This window comes from Arthrobacter sp. YAF17, from assembly GCF_052113365.1.
In the GTDB taxonomy this organism is placed as follows: Bacteria; Actinomycetota; Actinomycetes; order Actinomycetales; family Micrococcaceae; genus Arthrobacter.
This window is the reverse complement of record NZ_JBFRDB010000002.1, coordinates 184,241-200,101: the sequence shown is the minus strand read 5'-3', so window position 1 is coordinate 200,101 and position 15,861 is coordinate 184,241. Positions and strand designations below refer to the sequence as shown.

Sequence of the window (15,861 nt, the reverse complement as noted above, 5' to 3'; positions counted from 1 at the left end):
CGGCCTGTTGGCCTAAGCCGCTCCGCTGGTGAGACTATGGGACGGTGAACGATGCAGATAACACCCAAGTCTCCGCTTCCCAGCCCCTCGACGAGCGCGTCAACAACCGCTCACAGCGGCCCAGCTCCGATGCCTTCAAGGCGTTTATGGCCAGCAACTGGGCCCCGTCCCGCGAGCAGCTGCCGGAACGCGTCGCCGTCGCCGGCCACGCAGCCACCCGCCGGCGCGCCATTTCAGAGCAGTTCAAAGGCGAACGCCTGGTCATTCCCGCCGGTCCGCTGAAGGTCCGCTCGAACGACTGCGACTACCGCTTCCGCCCGCACTCCGGCTTCGCGCACCTGACCGGCCTCGGCCTGGACCACGAACCCGACGCCGTGCTCATCCTGGAACCCGTGGAGGAAGGCAAGGGCGACGACGGCGGCCACCACCGCGCGACGCTGTACTTCCGCCCGCTGGCCGGGCGCGACACCGAACAGTTCTACGCGGACTCCCGCTCCGGCGAGTTCTGGATCGGCGCCCGTCCCACCCTGGCCGAATTCAAGGCCCGCCTCGGCCTGGACACGGCAGACATCAGCGAACTCGAACTCGGCATCACCAAGAACGTGGGTGCCCCCGAAATCGGCGGGATCTCCATCCGGCTGGTGCGGAAGGTGGACGAGAACATCGACGCCCTCGTGGACACCGCGCGCTACAACACGGCCAAGGACCCGGAGAACCTGGACCTGGGCATCCTTGACGCCCTCGACGAGAAGCTCACCGAGGCCCTCTCCGAACTGCGCCTGCTCAAGGACGAGTGGGAAGTCGAGCAGATGAAGATTGCCGTCGCCGCCACCGTCCAGGGGTTCACCGAGGTCGTCAAGTCCCTGCCGCGGGCACTCACCCACCAGCGCGGCGAACGCGTCGTCGAAGGTGCGTTCTTCGCCCGCGCCCGCGAGGAAGGCAACGAGCTCGGCTACGACACCATCGCCGCTTCCGGCAACAACGCGACGGTGCTGCACTGGACCCGGAACACCGGCAAGGTCAATGCCGGCGAGCTGTTGCTGCTCGACGCCGGAGTCGAGGCGGATTCGCTGTACACCGCGGACATCACCCGGACCCTGCCGGCCAACGGCACGTTCTCCGAGATCCAGCGCAAGGTCTACGAGGCAGTGCTCGACGCCGCCGACGCCGGGTTTGCCGCCGCACAGCCGGGCACGAGGTTCCGCGACATCCACACGGCCGCGACCACCGTACTGGCGGAGCGGCTGGCCGGCTGGGGGCTGCTGCCGGTCTCCGTCGAGGAAGCCATCAGCGCCGAAGGCCAGCAGCACCGCCGCTGGATGCCGCACGGCACCAGCCACCACCTTGGCCTCGACGTGCATGACTGCGCGCAGGCCAAGCGCGAACTGTACCTCGACGGTGTGCTCACCCCCGGCATGGTCTTCACGATCGAACCCGGTCTGTACTTCAAGGACGAGGACCTCGCCATCCCCGCGGAATACCGCGGAATCGGCGTCCGGATCGAGGACGATATCCTCATGACCGCCGACGGTCCGGTCAACCTCAGCGCCGCCCTGCCCCGCAAGGCCGACGACGTCGAGTCCTGGATGGCGGGCATCTACCAGGAAGTGGACGGCCAGACGGCGTAGTTCCGCTTGTCCCGGCGGCGCAGCCGCCGGTACGCAGAAGGCCTCCGCCCGGATCGTTCCGGGCGGAGGCCTTCAGCATTTCCGGGTAAAGGCTGCAGGCTACTGCTGCGGGCCGCCCTGTCCGGGCTCCTGCTTGGGCGCGTCGTTCACGCGGACCCCGTACTGCGGGCGACCGTCGGGCAGATCCGGGTAGGAGAACCCGGAGGGCTTGGCGACCTCTTCGGTCTCCGCCGCGGTCTCGGTAGATCCCACCGGTCGAAGGTGGGGCTCTGCCTGCTGGCCTCCGGCCGGCTGGTTGCCTGCCTGCGGTCCACCAGGCTGCTGCGTACCGGGCTGCTGAACGCCCTGTTCGGGAGCCCGCTGGCCGTAGGGGTCGTTCCAGCCGGCGGGACGCTGCGGACCCTGACCCTGCTGGCCGGGCTGGTCGGAACCCTGCCCGGGACCGGGCTGGTAGGGCTGGTGCTGGTAGTCCCGCTGGGAGTAGGCGGCCGTTCCTGCCGATGCCGAGGCGTCACGCTGGGTCATGGGCAGTTGGTGGAGCAACCGCCGTGCCTCGTTCGCGGCCTCAAAGGACACCACCACGTCGTAGTTGGTCGCCACCACCTGGCTCGTGGAGGTGAAGTCGCGCCTCCCCCGCTGCATGGCGTACGTGACGATGCCGAACAGCATAAAGAACGCCGCGCCCATAAGCACCGACGTCACAATGGAGAAATACCCGGGCGTGGTGGCGAAGAAGGACAGCATGATGCCGACGAACAAGCCGAACCACATGCCGCTCAGCGCGCCGGACAGGGCCACCCGCGGGTACGTCAGCCGGCCTGTCACCCGTTCCACCATCTTCAGGTCGTTGCCCACGATCGAGACCATCTGCACCGGGAACTGCTGGTCCGCGAGGTAGTCCACCGCCTTCTGGGCGTCCAGGTAGGAGTTGTAGGAACCGACGGTGTCGCCCTTGGGGACACTGCGGGCCTCGTCCGGGCCGTTGGGGGCGCCAGCCCTGGGAGCACCAAAAATGTTTGACATACGCCTATTCTTACCTATCCTGCTGGGCACCGGCTGTAAATTCAGCTAAAAGAGAGCGGACTCGGTAGCCTGTACAGGTGAGCACAAATGTTTCGCGGGTGTTTGTCGCGCGCCTGCTCGGCCTAGACGTCTTCGACCCACTGGGCGACCGCCTGGGCCGGCTGCGCGATGTTGTCGTGCTCTCCCGCGGCACCCGCGGCGCCCCGCACGTGGTGGGCATCGTCGTCGAGGTCCCCGGGAAGAAGCGCGTCTTCGTGCCGATGACCCGGATCACCTCGATCGACCAGACCCAGGTCATCTGCACCGGGCTGGTGAACCTGCGCCGTTTCGAACAGCGCGGCGCCGAGACCCTCGTGGTGGCCGAAATGTTCGACCGCCGCGTCACACTCGCCGACGGCAGCGGGGACGCCACGATCGAGGACATCGCGATGGACAGGCACCGCTCCGGCGACTGGTTTGTCAGCAAGCTCTTTGTCCGCCGCGGCCACTCCCTGTCCCCGCTGAGCAGGCTGCGCCGCAACGAGACGCTGATCATCGACTGGGCCGACGCGCAGCAGGGCGCCCACACGGAGCCCCAGGCCGCCACCCAGTTTGTCGCCACCCACGAGGATCTCAAGCCTGCGGACTTCGCCGAAGCCCTGCAGGAGATGAGCGACAAGCGCCGCTTCGAGGTTGCCAGTGAGCTGCAGGACGAACGGCTGGCGGACGTCCTGCAGGAGATGCGCGAAGGCGACCAGGTGGAGATCCTCTCCGCCCTCGACGTGAACCGTGCCGCGGACGTGCTTGAGGAGATGGACCCGGACGACGCCGCCGACCTCCTCGCCGAACTCCCGAGCGCCCAGGCCGAGGAGCTGCTCCAGCTGATGGAGCCCGAAGGTGCCGAGGACGTCCGGCGGCTGCTCGAATACGACGAGGACACCGCCGGCGGCCTGATGACCCCGGTTCCGGTCATCCTGCCCCCGGAAGCCACCGTCGCGGAGGCGTTGGCCCACGTGCGCCGCGAGGAGCTCTCCCCTGCCCTGGCTTCGTCGATCTTCATTGCCCGGCCCCCGCTGGAGACGCCGACGGGCCGGTTCCTCGGCGTCGTCCACATCCAGCAGCTGCTGCGCTTCCCGCCGCCCGAACCGCTGGGCAACCTGGTGGACAAGACCCTGGAGCCGGTGTCGGACCAGGCCCACATCAGCGAGGTGGCCCGCACGCTGGCCACCTACAACCTCAACTCGCTCCCCGTCGTCAACAGCGACGGTCGGCTTGTGGGGGCGGTGACTGTTGACGATGTGCTGGATCATCTGCTGCCCGATGACTGGCGCGCCCACGAGGACGACGCCCCGATAAGGAAGCTTGGAGGCCGCATTGGCTGATAACACCGCACCACGGAACCCGCACGTCCGGGCGGGCAGCAAATCGGCCAAGGGAAGCCTCGACACCCCGCTGAGCGGCCGTCAGCGGATCCTGCCGAAGTTTTCCCCGAATCCGGACGCGTTCGGCCAGACCACCGAAGGCTTCGCCCGCTTCATGGGCACCCCGCAGTTCCTGGTCTACATGACGGTGTTCGTCGTCATTTGGCTGGCCTGGAACACTTTTGCCCCGGAGGCCTGGCAGTTCGATTCCCGGGCCATCGGTTTCACCCTGCTGACCCTGATGCTCTCGCTGCAGGCCTCCTACGCCGCGCCCCTGTTGCTCCTGGCCCAGAACCGGCAGGACGACCGTGACCGCGTCTCCCTCGAGCAGGACCGCCAGCGCGCGGAACGCAACCTCTCTGATACCGAGTACCTCACGCGGGAACTCGCTTCGCTGCGCATCGCCCTGCGGGAAGTCGCCACCCGCGACTACGTCCGGGCCGAGCTGCGCAGCCTGCTCGAGGACATGCTGGAAGCGCAGGAGGAACTGCGCACCCACGATCCCTCGGCCGGAGCGCACGAGTCGCCGCGGGACAAGGTCAAGGAAAAGCTGAAGGAACGCCGCGACAAACAGCGCGGCCCCCGGACCCAGCAAATCCCCAGGGTCAAGGCCGACAGCAGGAACGACCCCAAAACCAGCAAGAGAGCCGGCACCCCGCCGGACACGCTGCGCGGCGCCGCGCCGGACACGGCCGGCGCCCCGGCGCACCCTGCATCTCCCGAGAGCTGAGCATTCACCGCATGAACCCCACCCAGGACAGCAACAGCACGGACAACAACACCCAGGGCCGCAGTTCGCAGGGCACGTCCCCGGAATCCGCCTTGGAGCAGGCCGTGCATGCCGCCCTTGCCACGGTGATCGACCCCGAGCTCCGCCGTCCCATCACCGAGCTGGGCATGGTGGACACCGTGGAGGTCTCCGACGGCGGCCAGGTGCGGATCACTGTGCTCCTGACCATCGCCGGCTGCCCGCTCCGCGGCACCATTACCGCTGATTGCGAGGCGGCGCTGGCCGCCGTACCGGGCGTCACCGGCGTCGACGTCGAGCTGAAGGTCATGACGCAGGAGCAACGTGACGCCCTCAAGGAGCAGCTCCGCGGCCCCGGCGGGCAGCGCGGGATCCCGTTCAACGAACCCGGCTCGCTGACCAGGGTGTACGCCGTCGCGAGCGGCAAGGGCGGGGTGGGCAAGTCCTCCGTGACCGTCAACCTGGCATGCGCTCTCGCCGCCCAGGGGCTCCGTGTGGGGATCGTGGACGCGGACGTCTACGGGTTCTCCGTTCCGGCGCTGATGGGCATCACGCAGGCCCCCACCCGGGTGGACGACATGATCCTGCCGCCGGTGGCCTACGGCGTCAAAGTCATCTCGATTGGCATGTTCGTCACCGGCAACCAGCCAATCGCCTGGCGGGGCCCCATGCTGCACCGCGCCCTGGAGCAGTTCCTCACCGACGTCTACTTCGGTGACCTCGACGCCCTCTTCCTGGACCTTCCGCCGGGCACGGGTGACATCGCGATCTCTGTGGCCCAGCTTCTGCCGAAGGCCCAGATCCTCGTGGTGACCACGCCGCAGGCCGCGGCCGCGGACGTGGCCGAGCGGGCGGGGGCCATCGCGACCCGGACCGGCCAGAGCGTCGCCGGCGTCGTGGAAAACATGTCGTACCTGGAAATGCCCGACGGCGGCCGGATGGAACTGTTCGGCAGCGGCGGCGGCGCTGTGCTGGCCGAGCGGCTGTCCGCGACGGTGGGCACCGACGTCCCGCTGCTGGGCCAGATCCCGCTCGACATCCTCCTCCGGGAGGGCGGGGACGCCGGGGTCCCCCTGGTGCTGGGCCGCCCCGAGACCCCGGCGGCCGTGGCGCTGCTGGACATCGCCGGGAAGCTCGCCGCGGTCCCGCGGGGGCTGAGGGGAATGTCCCTGGGCCTGCAGCCCCGCTAAGTCGCCTCGGAGTCGAAGGGCGCCGGTTCGCCGTCGGCGAGGCGCTCCATCACGCGGGCCGGACGGCGTTCCGCGGCCGCGGAGGCAGCAACCGCCGTGGCTGCCGCGGCCGGGGCGCCGGCGCTGACCGGCTTGGTGTCATCGTCCAGCAGCGCTTCCTTGATGATCCGGCGCGGGTCGTACTGCCGGGGATCGTATTTCTTCCAGTCGACGTCATCGATGTCAATGCCGACTTCTTCCTTGATCTGCTCCCGCGCCCCGGATGCCATCCGGCGGACTTCCTTGACGATGTTGGCCAGTTTCTGGGTGTATTCGGGCAGCCTGCTGGGGCCAATCACCAGAAGTCCGATGATCAGCAGAAGTAAGAACTCCGGTCCATTGATTCCAAGCACTGTAGGAAGATTACCCTCTCAATCGGAGCTGGGACGATTCGGCCGTGACACACGGCGCCGGCCCTCGGCGGAACCTCCGCTCACGGGGCCAGCAGCTCCATGATCCTGCCCAGGCCGCGCTCCAGCCGGATGGTGAAGTTGTCTTCTGCGCCGGACCCGGCCGCGTCTCCGGCGGCCGCCTTTGCCCCGGAGCCGGCCCGCACCAGGGCGGCCACGCCGTCGTCGGCCTGGTCCGAGGGCTCGTCGGACACGTAGGTGAAGGTGGCATCCGCTTTCTGGTAGATGGCAGCGAAGGGGGGACCATCATTGACCCACAGGATCCCGTTGCCGGGCCCCGCGGCTCCCCCGGCGTCCGCCGCTGCGCCCGTCGCAGCACCGCCCGGGACAACCGCGGAGGTGAAGCCGTCCGACGTCGCGGGATGGCCCGTGAGCACATTGACCGGAGGGGAGGTTCGCGGCCCGCTCGCCGGCGTGCCGGGCTGCCCGGGCAGTTCACGGTGCTGTTCGAGGATGGTGGCGAAATTCGTGCCGTCGGTGAGGCGAAGTTCCACGATGTCGACGCCGGCCAGCACCCCTCCCCGGGCCCAGACCAGATGGTAGCCGAGTTCGCGGAGCTCCGGGCAGGTCCAGCCCTCGGAGCGCAGGCTCGCGAGCTGCGCCGCGGTGAGAGTTCCGGCCGGAGTGAAATCAGGTTTGCCGGTGAGGCTCCAGCCGGCGGGCGTCCCGGCGCCCGCCTCGACGGCATCCGGCGTGGAGACGGCAAGGTCCCGCTGCAGGAAGGCTGAAGCCGGTGTGCCGGCCGCCCGCGGGGCGGTGTCCCCGCCCATCACGTAGGCCGATCCGCCGAGCAGGGCGGCGGCTGCTGCCGCGCCGCCGGCCACCAGCACGGCGGCCCGCAGTGCGGGATGGAAGCCGCGGGCACCGGGCGCGGACAGGCGGCGGGGATCCGGCTGTGCTGTGTTTGCCGTTGCCCCGGTACGGGCCAGTTCCTCGGTGCGGGCCAGCAGGCGGGCCGTCAGGTCATCGCTGGCCTGGGGGACCTCGGCGCCACGCAGCCGCTCCAGGTACTGGCGTTCCCGGCGCAGCTGTTGCCGGCACTCCTCACAGGACTCCAGGTGCCGGCGCCGCGGATCGCGGCAGCCCAACAGTCGCTCGAGCAGACGCATCGCCTGGTTCAGAGGAGACCGGCGATGCGCGGCATCTTCAGCCGCGGCTTCAGCGAGGTCTTGGCGGCCTGCTGCGGGCGCGGGTCGCGGTGCGCCAGCTTCTCCCGCAGCATGGTGCGGCCGCGGTGGATCCTGGAGCGGACGGTTCCGAGCTTGATGCCCAGGGCCACGGCCACCTCGTCGTAGGACAGCCCCTCAAGGTCGCACAGCACGACGGCGGCGCGGAAATCCGGGGGAAGCTCTTCCAGGGCAGCCTGCACATCGACGTCAAGGTTGTTGAATTCGAAGCTCTGTTCCGGGCCCGGCTCGCGTCCTGGCAGACGCGACTCGGCGTCGTCCGCCAGCGCGTCGAACCGGATCCGGCTCTTGCGCCGTGCCTGGTCCAGGAAAAGGTTGGTGGTGATCCGGTGCAGCCACCCGTCCAGGGTGCCCGGCTTGAAGTTCTCGAGTGAGCGGAAGACGCGGACGAACACCTCCTGGGTGAGGTCCTCGGCGTCGTACTTGTTGCCGGTGAGCCGGTACGCGAGGCGGTACACCTTCGCGGAGTGGTTGGTCACCACTTCCTCCCAGGTGGGCCGGACCCACTCGGTTTCCGCCGCGGGCTGGGACTCTTCAGTTGTAGGGACAGCTGCCAGTGCCGACATTGTCCGCTCCCCTCGTGGATGGTGCCTACGCCGTGGACGGTGCTTGCGGCTGCAAGCTCCTGCACCCTTGATTCGGCGCCGATCACCACGCGGATGAGCGGATCTCCATCATTTCAAAATAAGCTGGGAATTACCTGACGCCCGGGCACCTTCTGCCCACGGCAGAACCGGCATGCCGCACCGCCTCCTCCGCGCCGGCCAGCGGCCCCGCATCCGAATGCGCGCGGGGGGACCGCCATCACGTTCCGCAGCGGGGGCGCCTCCCGGCCGGGCACCACCTGACACAGTAGGCTGGTGGAAACACTCCCCTGCCGCCCAGAAAGCGAAGTTCCATGAGCGCCGATAAGTCCACGAGCTGGTCCTACGCAGAAGATCTGCCTGCTGAGGATGAGGTTCTGTTGCACGCGCGCGAACGGTCCTTCGAACTTGGCGTGACCCCGGTTGGCCCGGGCGTCGGAGCCGTCCTGACCGTGCTGGCCGCGGCGTCCAAGGCCCAGACGGCGGTCGAAATCGGCACCGGCGCGGGCGTCTCCGGCGTCTGCATCCTGCGCGGACTGGGTCCCCACGCCGTGCTGACCACCATCGACGTCGACGTCGAGCACCTGAAAGCCGCGCGCGAGGCGTTCCAGGAAGCGGGCAGCCCGGCCAACCGCACGCGGACCATTTCCGGCCGGGCCCGCGACGTCCTCCCCCGGCTGACGGACGGCGCCTATGATCTGGTCTTCATCGACGCCGACAAGCCGAACTACCCCGGCTATGTGGAACAGGCCATCCGCCTGCTCAAGTCCGGGGGCCTGCTGATCGTCAACGACGCGCTGGACAAGGACCGGGTCGCCAACCCGGCCGCCCGCGAGGCCACCACCGTGGTGCTCCGCCAGGTGGGCAAGTCGATCCGCGAAGACGACCGCCTCGCGTCGGCCATGCTGCCCACCGGCGACGGCCTGCTGGTCGCCGTCAAGAAGTAGCGGGCACCAACGAAACCTGACACGAAAAAGAGGGCGGGGTCCGCTGCCATCCGGCCGCGGACCCCGCCCTCTGTCAAACGTGCTGTGAGGCTACTCGGTAACGCCGACGAGGCATTCCTTCAAATTGGTAGCTTCGGCGGAGTTGAGTTCGACCACAAGCCGCCCGCCGCCTTCGAGCGGGACGCGCATAATCAAGCTGCGCCCTTCTTTGGTAACTTCCATCGGGCCGTCGCCGGTGCGTGGTTTCATAGCCGCCATAAGGAATATCCCCTCCATTAGTCCAGTGACATACCAGCCCGGCCGGGCTGCGTCCGCTTAGTCAATCAAGCTGCCCGGCGGGCCGTGATGGAAGCCATCAGGGCCATATACTCAGTTTGCTTCTTGTCCTTGCTTACCTTCTATTATCGCGTAACAACGCGGCTGTAGCTAATCGTTGGACTTTCCGACGCGCCGCGTGGGGCCGGGCCGGCGGCCGGAAAAGGTGCCGCGCGTCACGGCGGATAGTCCCCTCCGCCGGGCAACGCCGCCCAGGCCCACAGCCAGACGATCCAGACAATCTGCAACAGCACGAACATGATGACCACCGTGCCGCGGTATGCGCGGGACCGGGAGATGAATGCCGCGCTGAGGGCCAGCGGGAAAAGCGGGAGCAGCATCCGGAACGTGCTGGTCTGCGGGTGCAGGAAGAGCAGCAGGTAGCCCATGTAGCAGGCGCACCAGAGCCGCAGCTCCATGCCCAGCGCCCGCACCGGGCGGCACATCATCAACAGGGTGAACAGTGCCACAAAGAGGAACGGCGCCAGCACCCCCAGTACCGGGCCGAACAGCAGGATGCCGGTGTCGAACCAGGGCTTGAACGGCACCAGGTCGTGCCCGCGCCACACGGTCTCGGTCTTCGTGTAGGCCTGGATGTCGCCGGTGGCTGCCCAGGCGATGGCCGGCCACAGGAGGGCGCCGATTCCGCTGACCGCCGTCAGGCCCGCCAGCGACCAGAGCTGGCGGCCGCTGTGCGGCACGGGTCCGGGTTGCCCTTCTTCCCGCATGCCGGGGGCCTCCCCGCGTGCGGGTTCCCGGCCGGCGGAATAGGCCTGCCACAGCCGGTACAGGAACAGCAGCCCCACGGTCGCCGCGAACGGGACGCCGGTCGGCCGGGACAGGCACATCAGCACAACGACGGGCATCGCCCACAGGTAGCGGCGTTCCACCACCAGCAGCAGGGCGGCGGCCAGCAGGAGCAGGTTCAGGGACTCGGCGTACGGCACCTGGAGGACGGGCGAGACGGGAAAGGTGGCCACGAACACGGTTGCCCAGAGCGCCGTGCGGTGCGACGCCTTGAGCCGGAACAGGCGGTAGATGACCAGCGCCGCTCCCAGCCCGGCCAACATGGCGATGAGCGTCAGCGTGAATGCCGGGTGCATTCCGGTCAGCCCGGCGACCGCCCGGCCCAGGAAGGGAAAGAGCGCGTAGAACGCCCAGGCGTTCTCCTGCACGTTGCCGGCTCCGTCGGTCGGGAGGACGTCCGGGTAGCCGTTCTGGAGGGCCTCGCCGTACCAGCGGGCGTCCCAGATATTGACGAAGGACCAATAGTCCGGCTTGGCGGGAAACCAGGGGTTGACTCCCTGGTGCAGGGCGGCGGCCATAAAGATGCAGGCGCTGACGAGCCGGGCCGCCACATAGAGTCCGCCCACCTGAACCCACCAGGGCCAGCGCGCGACGCGGGTGCCGGCTGCCGCTGCCACGCTCCAGGCCGCGGCGGTAGGGCCTTGCAGCGCCGGGCTCCCTGCCCGGTCTCCCACAACGTCGCTCTGTTGCCGCGGTTCAGTCTCCGGAGCCTCCGCCCGGGGGTGTTCACCGCTCACGGAGCCTGCTCGGGTTCGTCCCGGAGGCGTCCCAGTTCGGCGGACAGATCCGCTACGTGCCGGTCCCTGGCGGCGAGCTGGTCCCGCAATTCGTCAAGGACCTGGTCCACCTGGTCCATCCGGTACCCCCGCAGGCCCACTGCAAACCGGAGACGGTCGACGTCGGACGGTTCCACCTCGGCCGGCAGCAGCACGGGCGGGAGGTTGGCGACCGGCTGGTCAAAGCCGTCATCAAGGGCACGCGGGCCCCGCTCGTCCGCCCCGCGTCGGCCGCGGAAGACTTTCGAGGCCCTGCCGGTACCGAGGAGAAACGCGGCGCCGACCAGCGCAATCGCAAGGAAGACCAGGAAGAAACTCACACCCCCATCGTGCCAGACGGCGACGGGTCCAGCGGGTGGGCCGTCAGCCCCGCGTGCCGCCCGGGTTTGCGGGCCCGGTCCCGTTGCCGGTGCTGGTGCCGTTGGGGTTCCGGTGCCGGGCCGCCCCTTCCACCACCAGCTCCACGGCGAGCGCCGGATCGTCCACCACCTGTAGCAGATCCAGGTCCTCCTCGGACACCATGCCTTCGGCAACCAGGGTGGTCTTGATCCATTCGACCATCGGGCTCCAGAACGCCGTTCCGAGCAGGACAATCGGGAAGGACGTCACCTTGCGGGTCTGTACGAGGACCATTGCTTCGAAGAGTTCGTCCAGGGTTCCGAGGCCGCCCGGGAGCACGATGAAGCCCTGGGCGTATTTGACGAACATGGTCTTGCGGGCGAAGAAGTACCGGAAGTTGATCCCCAGGTCCACCCACTGGTTCATCCCCTGCTCGAAGGGCAGTTCGATGCCGAGCCCCACGGACACCCCGTTGCCCTGCACGGCGCCCTTGTTGGCGGCCTCCATCGAGCCGGGGCCGCCGCCGGTGATGACGGCCAGCCCGGCTTCGGCCAGTTGCCGCCCGACTTCGACGGCGAGTTCGTAGTTTTGGCTGCCGGGCACGGTCCGCGCCGAGCCGAAGACGCTGACCGCCGGGCCAAGGTCGGCCAGGGCGCCAAATCCTTCAACGAACTCGCTCTGGATCCTCAGGACGCGCCACGGGTCTGTATGGACGAACTGGCCGGGCCCCTTCGTGTCCAGCAGGGTCCGGTCCGACATCGTCACCTTGGCAGCCTTGCGCCGCAGCTCCAGCGGCCCCTTGTGCCGGATCGCGGCAGGTGGCGGCGTGTCGCGGGGTTCGGAGGCGGTCCTGCTGCCAGCCGGCCCGTCGGTCTGGCCAGCTTTCCCCCCGGCCGGCTTCCCGGCGGGCTTCCCGGCGGACATTCCGGCTGGTGCTGTGGCTCCCTGGGGCTGCGGATCGGTACTCATGCCCACAGGTTAGCGCGGAAATTCGCCCGCGCCCGTCCGGCGCGGCACTGGTGCGCGGGCGGCGGCACCGGTTCCTCCGTCCGGCACCGCCCGCTGCCGGATCCCCCCTCAGGCAGTCTGACCTGCAGGTATCTCTTGAATCACGATCCGTAGGAAGTAGGAGTGATTGCGGTCATAAACCCGTAATGTTCGCTAGATTCTTCTTATGACTACTCAAGTGCCCGGCGACGCGCTCGTCTCCCTGAACGCCGTCAATAAGCATTACGGCCAGTTGCACGTCCTGAAGGACATCAACCTGAACGTCCGCAAGGGCGAAGTTGTTGTTGTCATCGGACCGTCGGGTTCCGGCAAGTCGACGCTTTGCCGGGCCATCAACCGTCTGGAGACCATCGACGACGGCGTCATCAAGATCGACGGCAAGGAACTGCCCGAAGAGGGCAAGGAACTCGCCAAGCTGCGGGCCGACGTCGGCATGGTCTTCCAGTCGTTCAACCTCTTCGCCCACAAGACGATCCTGGAGAACGTCACCCTCGGCCCCATCAAGGTCAAGGGCCTCTCGAAGACCGAAGCCGACAAGGACGCCATGGCGCTGCTGGAACGCGTCGGCGTCGGGCACCAGGCACCCAAACTGCCGGCGCAGCTCTCCGGTGGGCAGCAGCAGCGCGTGGCGATTGCCCGTGCCCTGGCCATGAAGCCGAAGGTCATGCTCTTCGATGAGCCCACCTCCGCCCTGGACCCGGAAATGATCAACGAAGTCCTCGACGTCATGATCCAGCTGGCCAAAGAAGGCATGACCATGATCGTGGTCACCCACGAGATGGGCTTCGCCCGCAAGGCCGCCGACCGCGTGATCTTTATGGACGCCGGCCAGATCGTCGAGGATGACACCCCCGAAGAGTTCTTCAACAACCCCAAGAGCAGCCGCGCCAAGGACTTCCTCTCCAAGCTGCTGACCCACTGATCCCTGACGAGTTCGCACCCTGGCCGCCGCAAGGCGGCCGTCCAATGAAAGGAATGTCATGAAGGCATTTTTCCGAAGGAAATCCCTTCTGGTTGCCGCGTCCGCGGCTCTGGCACTCAGCCTGAGCGCCTGCGGCGGCAGCAGCTCCACGTCCAACCCGCCTGTCGCCGAGAAGCCGAGCTTCGCGGCCGACACCACCATGGCCAAGCTTTCATCCGCCGGCAAGATCGTCATCGGCACCAAGTTCGACCAGCCGCTGTTCGGCCAGAAGGGCCTCGACGGCAAGCCCGTCGGTTTCGACGTGGAAATCGGCAAACTGATCGCCGCCAAGCTGGGCATCCCCGCTGACAAGATCGAGTGGGTGGAGACCGTCTCCGCCAACCGCGAGCAGTTCATCAAGCAGGGCAAGGTCGACATCATCGTCGCCACCTACACGATCAACGACAAGCGCAAGACCGAAGTCGACTTCGCCGGACCGTACTACGAGGCCGGCCAGGCGCTGATGGTGAACAAGGACAACACGACCATCACCAAGCCCGAAGACGTCAAGGGCAAGAACGTCTGCTCCGTGACCGGTTCCACCCCGGCTGCCACGATCGTCGAGAAGTACGGAGCAGTCCTCGTCCCGGCCGCCACCTACTCCGCCTGCCTCGAGCCGCTGCGCAACAAGCAGGTCGAAGCGATCACCACCGATAACGTCATCCTGGCCGGTTTCGTGTCCAAGGAACCGGACGCCTTCAAGCTGGCCTCGGATCAGACCTTCACCAAGGAGCCCTACGGCATCGGCCTGAAGAAGGACGACACCGCGTTCCGCATGTGGATCAACGATCAGCTGGAAGCCTCTGACAAGGACGGTTCCTACAAGAAGGCCTGGGAATCCACCGCCGGAACGGTCATCAAGACCACTCCCGCACTTCCCACGATTAACCGCTACTAGGCAGGTGTGGCGGTTGCCGGGGCACGCGCCCGACGCGGCCCCGGCAACCGCCTTTCCCGTCTCCTGCACCACTCCCGTCAAGGCAGCCTAAGGAACCTATGGACGTCATCATTGATAACCTTCCCGCGTATGTGGACGGTTTTCTCAGAACCCTCTTCCTGTCCGTGGTCTCGGGGATCTTCGCACTGATTTTCGGCACGCTGCTCGCGGCGGCCCGTGTCTCGCCCGTCGCGGCCCTGCGCGGCTTCAGCATGACGTACGTGGAGATCGTCAGGAACACCCCGCTGACCATCGCGTTCTTCTTCGCCGCCGTGGTCCTGCCCCGGCTTGGGGTGACGTTCCAGCAGTTCGAGGTCGCCGCCATCATCGCCCTGAGCGCCTACACCTCGGCTTTCATCGCCGAGGCCGTGCGCTCCGGCGTCAACAGCGTCCCGGTCGGCCAGGCCGAGGCCGCCCGCAGCATCGGCATGAAGTTCAGCCAGGTCCTCACCCTCATCATCCTTCCGCAGGCCCTGCGCACGGTGATCCCGCCCATGATCAACATCCTGATCGCCCTCGTCAAGAACTCCTCGGTGGCAGGTGCCTTCTACGTGATGGAGCTCTTCGGCTACGGCCGCCAGCTCGCCAACGCCAACGGCGACGCCGTGCTGTGGGTCCTCGTCGGCGTGGCCTTCTTCTACCTGCTGATAACCGTCCCGCTTGGCTACGTCGCCAACCTGGTTGAACGAAAGGTGGCGATCGCCCGATGAGCTCGGTCCTTTACGACGTCCCCGGCCCCAAGGCCCGCCGCATCTCACTGATCGGCTCCATCATCGGCGTCATCGTCATCGTTGGACTGCTTTGGTGGGCGATCTCCATCCTCGCCCAGCAGGGCATTTTCGAACCCGAACGCTGGGCCGTCTTCCAGATTCCCGACGTCTGGGTTTTGATCGGCAACGGCATCGGCGCAACCCTCACCGCCGCGGCGGTTGCCGCGGTCATCGCGTTCCCGCTGGGCCTGGTGCTGTGCCTCATGCGCATCTCCGACGTCGCCTGGATCCGCATCCCCACCCGGATCGTGCTGGAATTCCTGCGCGGCATGCCCGTGGTCCTCATGATGTTCTTCGTGCTGCTGGTGTTCGCGACCGGTTCCTTCGTCGCCGTCGTCGCCGGCCTGGTGCTGTACAACTCGGCGATCTTCGCTGAAATTATCCGCGCCGGCATCCAGTCCCTGCCAAAGGGCCAGCGTGAAGCCGGCCTCGCGATCGGCCTCACCAGCTTCGCCTCGCGGCGCAGCATTGAACTGCCCCAGGCAATCCGGCGCATGCTGCCGTCCCTCGTGGCGCAGCTCGTGGTGCTCCTGAAGGACACCTCGCTGGGCTACATCGTGTCCTACGAGGAACTGCTCCGCAAAGTACAGATCATGGCCGACTTCCTCGGCCCGGATTACCTGTTCCCGGTGTTCTTCGTGGCGGCGGCAATCTACATTGCCATCAACTTCTCCGTGTCCCGCCTCGCGATCTGGATCGAGAGGCGCGGCTCCAAGAAGGCGGCCGGCGGCATGGTGCACGTTCCCGTCGCCGGGATCCCCGCCAAATAGTCCGCACCAGCAGGGTCGGCGC

17 protein-coding genes are annotated in these 15,861 nt (G+C 67.5%); 9 read left to right on the top strand and 8 right to left on the bottom strand.

All coding sequences use genetic code 11. The features are described from left to right. The first annotated feature begins 44 nt into the window (after nt 1-44). The gene (locus AB4Y67_RS03935; RefSeq protein ID WP_441404485.1) at nt 45-1,628 is read left to right on the top strand and encodes an aminopeptidase P family protein; all 1,584 of its coding nucleotides are present in this window, start codon (nt 45-47) and stop codon (nt 1,626-1,628) included. Between the two features lie 99 nt (nt 1,629-1,727). On the opposite strand, the gene AB4Y67_RS03930 is transcribed toward AB4Y67_RS03935, so the two are convergent. Continuing rightward, nucleotides 1,728-2,651, bottom strand: a complete 924-nt coding sequence (locus tag AB4Y67_RS03930) for a general stress protein (RefSeq protein ID WP_441404484.1) — start codon at nt 2,649-2,651, stop codon at nt 1,728-1,730. Nucleotides 2,652-2,728: 77 nt separating this feature from the next. Here AB4Y67_RS03930 and AB4Y67_RS03925 point away from each other — a divergent pair, with 77 nt between their 5' ends. The 3 genes from AB4Y67_RS03925 to AB4Y67_RS03915 are packed head-to-tail and all read left to right on the top strand — an operon-like array spanning nt 2,729 to nt 5,989. After that, on the top strand, nt 2,729-4,012 hold the full coding sequence (locus AB4Y67_RS03925) for a magnesium transporter MgtE N-terminal domain-containing protein (protein WP_441404483.1): 1,284 nt from the start codon (nt 2,729-2,731) through the stop codon (nt 4,010-4,012). Beyond that, a complete protein-coding gene (locus AB4Y67_RS03920; RefSeq protein WP_441404482.1) occupies nt 3,993-4,781 on the top strand; it encodes a DUF1003 domain-containing protein in 789 nt (262 codons plus the stop codon). Before AB4Y67_RS03925 ends, AB4Y67_RS03920 begins: the two co-directional genes overlap by 20 nt. 11 nt (nt 4,782-4,792) lie before the next feature. Further along, nucleotides 4,793-5,989 carry an Mrp/NBP35 family ATP-binding protein gene (locus AB4Y67_RS03915; RefSeq protein WP_441404481.1) on the top strand — a complete coding sequence of 399 codons (1,197 nt, stop codon included), beginning with the start codon at nt 4,793-4,795 and terminating at the stop codon, nt 5,987-5,989. On the opposite strand, the gene AB4Y67_RS03910 is transcribed toward AB4Y67_RS03915, so the two are convergent. The 3 genes from AB4Y67_RS03910 to sigE all read right to left on the bottom strand — a co-directional run bounded on the left by AB4Y67_RS03910 (nt 5,986) and on the right by sigE (nt 8,191). Further along, complete coding sequence (locus AB4Y67_RS03910) at nt 5,986-6,381, bottom strand: twin-arginine translocase TatA/TatE family subunit (protein WP_441404480.1); 396 nt, start codon at nt 6,379-6,381, stop codon at nt 5,986-5,988. The genes AB4Y67_RS03915 and AB4Y67_RS03910 overlap by 4 nt on opposite strands. An 80-nt stretch (nt 6,382-6,461) precedes the next feature. Beyond that, entirely contained in the window at nt 6,462-7,547 is a 1,086-nt protein-coding gene (locus AB4Y67_RS03905) for an anti-sigma factor family protein (RefSeq protein ID WP_441404479.1), read from the bottom strand. A gap of 8 nt (nt 7,548-7,555) precedes the next feature. After that, nucleotides 7,556-8,191, bottom strand: a complete 636-nt coding sequence (gene sigE / locus AB4Y67_RS03900; RefSeq protein WP_441404478.1) for an RNA polymerase sigma factor SigE — start codon at nt 8,189-8,191, stop codon at nt 7,556-7,558. Nucleotides 8,192-8,523: 332 nt separating this feature from the next. Between sigE and AB4Y67_RS03895 the strand changes: the two genes are divergently transcribed. Further along, nucleotides 8,524-9,156: an O-methyltransferase gene (locus AB4Y67_RS03895; RefSeq protein ID WP_441404477.1), complete on the top strand. Its 633-nt coding sequence runs from the start codon at nt 8,524-8,526 to the stop codon at nt 9,154-9,156. A 90-nt stretch (nt 9,157-9,246) separates the two neighbouring features. Here the strand turns inward: AB4Y67_RS03895 and AB4Y67_RS03890 are convergent, their stop codons facing one another. The 4 genes from AB4Y67_RS03890 to AB4Y67_RS03875 all read right to left on the bottom strand — a co-directional run bounded on the left by AB4Y67_RS03890 (nt 9,247) and on the right by AB4Y67_RS03875 (nt 12,368). Beyond that, on the bottom strand, nt 9,247-9,414 hold the full coding sequence (locus AB4Y67_RS03890; protein WP_069949162.1) for a DUF3117 domain-containing protein: 168 nt from the start codon (nt 9,412-9,414) through the stop codon (nt 9,247-9,249). Between the two features lie 233 nt (nt 9,415-9,647). Next, entirely contained in the window at nt 9,648-10,895 is a 1,248-nt protein-coding gene (locus AB4Y67_RS03885; RefSeq protein ID WP_441404512.1) for a hypothetical protein, read from the bottom strand. A 116-nt stretch (nt 10,896-11,011) separates the two neighbouring features. Then, entirely contained in the window at nt 11,012-11,374 is a 363-nt protein-coding gene (locus AB4Y67_RS03880; protein WP_441404476.1) for a DivIVA domain-containing protein, read from the bottom strand. A gap of 43 nt (nt 11,375-11,417) precedes the next feature. Beyond that, the gene (locus AB4Y67_RS03875) at nt 11,418-12,368 is read right to left on the bottom strand and encodes a TIGR00730 family Rossman fold protein (protein WP_441404475.1); all 951 of its coding nucleotides are present in this window, start codon (nt 12,366-12,368) and stop codon (nt 11,418-11,420) included. Between the two features lie 199 nt (nt 12,369-12,567). On the opposite strand from AB4Y67_RS03875, the gene AB4Y67_RS03870 reads away from it, so the two are divergent. The 4 genes from AB4Y67_RS03870 (at nt 12,568) to AB4Y67_RS03855 (ending at nt 15,839) form a co-directional block, all read left to right on the top strand. Beyond that, nucleotides 12,568-13,323, top strand: a complete 756-nt coding sequence (locus tag AB4Y67_RS03870; RefSeq protein WP_056425621.1) for an amino acid ABC transporter ATP-binding protein — start codon at nt 12,568-12,570, stop codon at nt 13,321-13,323. A gap of 58 nt (nt 13,324-13,381) precedes the next feature. Next, nucleotides 13,382-14,260: a glutamate ABC transporter substrate-binding protein gene (locus AB4Y67_RS03865; protein WP_441404474.1), complete on the top strand. Its 879-nt coding sequence runs from the start codon at nt 13,382-13,384 to the stop codon at nt 14,258-14,260. A 98-nt stretch (nt 14,261-14,358) separates the two neighbouring features. Then, nucleotides 14,359-15,009 (top strand): amino acid ABC transporter permease, encoded by a 651-nt coding sequence (locus AB4Y67_RS03860; RefSeq protein WP_224047137.1) that lies wholly within the window; start codon nt 14,359-14,361, stop codon nt 15,007-15,009. Next, nucleotides 15,006-15,839: an amino acid ABC transporter permease gene (locus AB4Y67_RS03855; protein WP_441404473.1), complete on the top strand. Its 834-nt coding sequence runs from the start codon at nt 15,006-15,008 to the stop codon at nt 15,837-15,839. The genes AB4Y67_RS03860 and AB4Y67_RS03855 overlap by 4 nt, the downstream gene beginning before the upstream one ends. The last annotated feature ends 22 nt before the right edge of the window (nt 15,840-15,861 follow it).

What these genes read in the sequence shown, in the direction of transcription:
- AB4Y67_RS03890 (WP_069949162.1), bottom strand. Translation starts at nt 9,414, where the DNA reads ATGGCGGCTATGAAACCACGCACCGGCGACGGCCCGATGGAAGTTACC.
- AB4Y67_RS03860 (WP_224047137.1), top strand. Translation starts at nt 14,359, where the DNA reads ATGGACGTCATCATTGATAACCTTCCCGCGTATGTGGACGGTTTTCTC.
- AB4Y67_RS03870 (WP_056425621.1), top strand. Translation starts at nt 12,568, where the DNA reads ATGACTACTCAAGTGCCCGGCGACGCGCTCGTCTCCCTGAACGCCGTC.
- AB4Y67_RS03895 (WP_441404477.1), top strand. Translation starts at nt 8,524, where the DNA reads ATGAGCGCCGATAAGTCCACGAGCTGGTCCTACGCAGAAGATCTGCCT.
- AB4Y67_RS03930 (WP_441404484.1), bottom strand. Translation starts at nt 2,651, where the DNA reads ATGTCAAACATTTTTGGTGCTCCCAGGGCTGGCGCCCCCAACGGCCCG.
- AB4Y67_RS03915 (WP_441404481.1), top strand. Translation starts at nt 4,793, where the DNA reads ATGAACCCCACCCAGGACAGCAACAGCACGGACAACAACACCCAGGGC.
- AB4Y67_RS03855 (WP_441404473.1), top strand. Translation starts at nt 15,006, where the DNA reads ATGAGCTCGGTCCTTTACGACGTCCCCGGCCCCAAGGCCCGCCGCATC.
- sigE (WP_441404478.1), bottom strand. Translation starts at nt 8,191, where the DNA reads ATGTCGGCACTGGCAGCTGTCCCTACAACTGAAGAGTCCCAGCCCGCG.
- AB4Y67_RS03865 (WP_441404474.1), top strand. Translation starts at nt 13,382, where the DNA reads ATGAAGGCATTTTTCCGAAGGAAATCCCTTCTGGTTGCCGCGTCCGCG.
- AB4Y67_RS03905 (WP_441404479.1), bottom strand. Translation starts at nt 7,547, where the DNA reads ATGCGTCTGCTCGAGCGACTGTTGGGCTGCCGCGATCCGCGGCGCCGG.